Origin of the sequence: Streptomyces sp. NPDC002044 (genome assembly GCF_040296725.1) — a bacterium.
Lineage (GTDB): Bacteria > Actinomycetota > Actinomycetes > Streptomycetales > Streptomycetaceae > Streptomyces > Streptomyces antarcticus.
The window spans coordinates 1-3,949 of sequence record NZ_JBEOXU010000276.1 but is presented as its reverse complement, the minus strand read 5'-3'; the positions used below and the strand labels follow the sequence as shown (position 1 = coordinate 3,949).

The window sequence follows — 3,949 nt, the reverse complement described above, 5'->3', positions numbered from 1 at the left end:
CTCGCCCGACTTCCTCGGCATGCTCCCCGACGACGTCCGCCAGCAGCTGGTCTGGGGGATGCTCGGCGCGGACGTGCTGGGCTTCCACACGGGCGCGAAGACGACCCGGCGGAAGGTCGGGGCGGTCGCGTTGCCTCCGGCAGCATCGCCTCGGCGACCTGGAGCGCGGCCACGGGGTCGACGGTGCCGTGGCCCCGGGCGTCGTCGCGGCCGCCGGCGGGCGAGTCCGTGGCGGTGTCCTCCAGCAGCTTCTTGATCTGCGGCGGGGAGAGGTCCGGGTGGGCGGCCTTGACCAGGGCCACCGAGCCGGAGACGAAGGCCGCCGCCGCGCTGGTGCCCCAGCCCTCGTAGTAGGAGCGGTCGGGGTCGGCGATGACCACGTCCACGCCGGGGGCGCTGACGGTGGCGTACCAGTTCCGGGTGGAGAAGGGGGCCTTGCGGCCCCGGCGGTCGACGGCCGTCACCGCGATCACACCGGGGTAGGCCGCCGGGTAGGAGACCCGGTCGCCGCTCTCGCCGCCGTTGCCGGCGGAGGCGACGACGACCACGCCCTTGGCGAGGGCGTACTGGACGGCCGCGTCCTCCCCCGCCTCGTGGTGCGCGGAGTCACTGTCGTCGCCGAGCGACAGGTTGATCACGTCGGCCCCGTGGTCGGCGGCCCAGCGGATGCCCTCGGCGAGGGCGCCGCCCTTGCCCTCGCGGGCCTTGGCGCGGCCCGGGTCGCCTTCCTCCAGGATCACCCGGACCGGCAGGATCTTCGCCTGCGGGGCGATGCCGAGGACGCCTTGGCTCCGGCTGGGGCCGTGGCCGTGTCCGGCGATGATGCCGGCCATGGCGGTGCCGTGCCGGGCCCAGGAGCGGTCGCCGCGGCCGGCGCCCATGCCGATGAGGTCGGTGCCGGCCAGCACCTGGCCGGCGAGGTCGGGGTGCGCGTCGTCGACCCCGGTGTCCAGGACGGCGACGGTGACACCGTCGCCCCGGGTGGTCCCCCACGCCTCCTCGGCGCGCAGGGCCAGCAGGCCCCACTGGCGGTCCCGGACGGTGTCGGCGGCGGCCGGGGGCGCGACCGCCGCGGAGACGAGGAGCACCGCGGCGGTCAGGGCGGCGGCGCCCGGTCCGAACGCCCGCCCGGGGCGGCGGCGGGTCATCGGGCGGGCTCCGGCGCGGCGGGCGGGGCGGCGAGCGCCCGCAGGGCGGCTTCGATCCGGTCGGCGACCGCCTCGGCGTCGTGTCCCAGGCCCGCCTGGGCGACGGCTCCGGTGGCGTCCTTCTTCATCGCCTCTTCCGCGGGGCGGGGGGCGTCCACGGAGCGGCCGTCGCCGAAGGCGGAGACGGCGTAGACGACGACGGGCGCCTCGGGGAGCACGGCGACGCTCCAGGCCGCGCGCTGGGCGTCGGTGAACCCGTACGCGGGCGGGGCGGTGAGCCGGGTCGCGGCCACGGCCATCGCGGCCGCGTCGGCGGGGGTGAAGGCCATGCCGACGGCGATCAGGGAGGAGCGGGTGGCGTCGGTGTAGGTGGCGCGCAGCACGCGGGTGCAGCCGGTGGCGGCGAGCCGGTCCCGCCACTCGGCGGAGAGCGCCGCCACGCAGTCGGCGTCGGGCGCGACGGCGATCCGCGTCCAGGTGCGGTCGGCGCCGCCGGGGCCGGCCGCGGGGCCGGCCAGTACCGGCGGGAAGAGGCTGTCCACGGGGGCGGTGTGCCACAGCGAACCGGCCGCGCGGTAGGCGGCGTCGGGGGGCAGGGGCCGCTGGGCGGCGCGGTGTTCGGCCCAGGCGGCGGCGCCGGCTCCGCCGGCGAGGCCGGTCCCGAGGAGGCCGCACAGGACGGCGGCGAAGACGCGTCCGGGGCGGCGGCGCGGGCGGGCCGCGGGGGGCGTGGCCGACAGCGGCTCGGGCTCGCCCGGCAGCTCGGTCCGCGGTGTCGTCGTGGTCATCCGGCGGCTCCGCCCCCCGTTCCGTACGGCTGCCTGCCCGTACTCTACGGCTCCTCCCGGCGGGGCGGTACGCGGGCCTCGGCGGCCCGGCGGCCCGCGCGGGGGTCCGGGCCGGGGGCCGGGCGGCGCGGGTACCGGTACGGACCGGCGGCGCGGGTACCGGTACGACCGGCGGCGCCACGGCGCGGGTAGCGGGACCCGTGGACCCCTACCCACCGGTAGTACGTTCTGGCAAGCTGCGGCCCATGAACTCCCCCGCCGCCGACCGGGCCCGGTACGACCGGGCGACCGCGCACCTCGACGCGCCGCTGGCCATCGTGGACCTCGACGCGTTCGACGCCAACGCCGACGACCTCGTGCGCCGGGCCGCCGGGAAGCCCGTCCGGGTGGCCAGCAAGTCCGTCCGGTGCCGGGTGCTCCTCGAACGGGTGCTGGCCCGGCCGGGGTTCGCCGGGATCATGTCGTACACCCTCGCCGAGTCGCTCTGGCTGGCCCGCTCCGGGTTCGAGGACGTGCTGCTGGCCTACCCGTCCGCGGACCGGGCCGGATTCGCCGAGCTGGCGGACGATCCCAAGCTCGCCGCGGCGGTCACCGTCATGGTCGACGATCCCGCCCAGCTGGAACTGATCGACCGGTCCCGCGACGGCGGGACCCAGGAGGTCCGGGTCTGCCTGGAACTGGACACCGCCCTGCACCTGTTCGGCGGCCGGGTCCGGGTCGGGGCGCGGCGCTCGCCGCTGCGCGAGCCGGAGCAGCTGGCCGAGCTGGCCCGTACGGTCTCGGCCCGGCCCGGCTTCCGAGTGGTGGGGCTGATGGGGTACGAGGGGCACATCGCCGGGGTCGGTGACGCGCTCGCCGGGCGTCCGCTGCGCTCCCGGGCCGTCCGGCTCATGCAGGGCGCGGCCCGCAAGGAGCTCGCCGCCCGGCGCGCGGAGACCGTACGGGCCGTCCGCGCGGTGGTGCCGGACCTGGAGTTCGTCAACGGCGGCGGTACCGGCAGCGTGCAGCAGACCGCCGCCGAGGACGCGGTGACGGAGATCGCGGCCGGGTCCGGGCTGTACGTGCCGAGGCTGTTCGACAACTACACCTCGTTCCGCGGGCGTCCGGCGGCGCTGTTCGCCCAGCCCGTGGTACGGCGGCCCGGCGTCGGGGTGGTGACGGTGCTCGGCGGCGGCTACCCGGCCTCCGGCGCGGCCGGCCAGGACCGGCTGCCCGTTCCGTACCTGCCGCAGGGGCTGCGCTACGACCCGCAAGAGGGCGCGGGCGAGGTGCAGACCCCGCTGCTCGGCAGCCCGGCCGACGACCTGCTGATCGGCGACCGGGTGTGGTTCCGGCACGCCAAGGCCGGGGAGCTGTGCGAGCGGTTCGAAGCGCTGCACCTGATCGAGGGCGACCGGGTGACGGCCACCGCCCCGACCTACCGGGGCGAGGGCCGCACCTTCCTCTAGGCGGTCCGTTCCGCTAAGCGGTCCCTTCCGCGTACACGGAGTCGGTCTGGTCCGGGATGACGCCCCCGTCGCCCCGGCGGACCGGCCCCGGCGTGCCGTCGTGGCCGACGTAGCCGGTGGTGGAGCACGGGTAGGGGGCGGTCTTCTGCTTCTTCGGCTCGATGAACATCGGGTTCACGATCCACTTGCCGTCGCTGTCGTCGTACGCCCGGCACATCAGCTCGTTCTTGTTGCGGTTCACGACGAGCCGCAGGGCGGTGGCGTCCCGCAGGAACGAGATGTCCGTGTCGGAGTCCCCGGCGGCGAACACCTGGCGGCGGGCGGGCGGCTGGACCCTCTCGGCGGCCGCGCCGCGGACGCCGAAGACCTCCTGGTTGATCCAGCAGCGCTTGCCGTCGATGTACGTGATCATCGTGTCGGCGCCGTCCCGGACGGAGCCGCAGCCCTTCAGGTGGGCGGTGTGCTTCCCGTCGCGCGTGGTCGTGTTGCGGATGCCGATGACGTGGCGGGGGGCGATTTCGACGCCCCCCCCCCCCACCACGACGAACCGCGGCGGGGAGGCCGG

Annotated in this window: 3 protein-coding genes and 1 pseudogene; 1 reads left to right on the top strand and 3 read right to left on the bottom strand. The window is 76.8% G+C overall.

The features are described from left to right. The coding region (gene mycP, locus ABT106_RS31340; RefSeq protein WP_351284287.1) for a type VII secretion-associated serine protease mycosin at positions 1-1,148 on the bottom strand (1,148 nt) is incomplete at its 3' end. After that, entirely contained in the window at positions 1,145-1,936 is a 792-nt protein-coding gene (locus ABT106_RS31335; RefSeq protein WP_351284284.1) for a hypothetical protein, read from the bottom strand. The genes mycP and ABT106_RS31335, both read right to left, overlap by 4 nt. 245 nt (positions 1,937-2,181) lie before the next feature. On the opposite strand from ABT106_RS31335, the gene ABT106_RS31330 reads away from it, so the two are divergent. Continuing rightward, a complete protein-coding gene (locus ABT106_RS31330) occupies positions 2,182-3,384 on the top strand; it encodes an amino acid deaminase/aldolase (protein WP_351284282.1) in 1,203 nt (400 codons plus the stop codon). A gap of 13 nt (positions 3,385-3,397) precedes the next feature. Here ABT106_RS31330 and ABT106_RS31325 read toward each other — a convergent pair. Next, positions 3,398-3,949 (bottom strand): annotated as a pseudogene (locus ABT106_RS31325) (haloacid dehalogenase-like hydrolase); the annotation flags it as partial.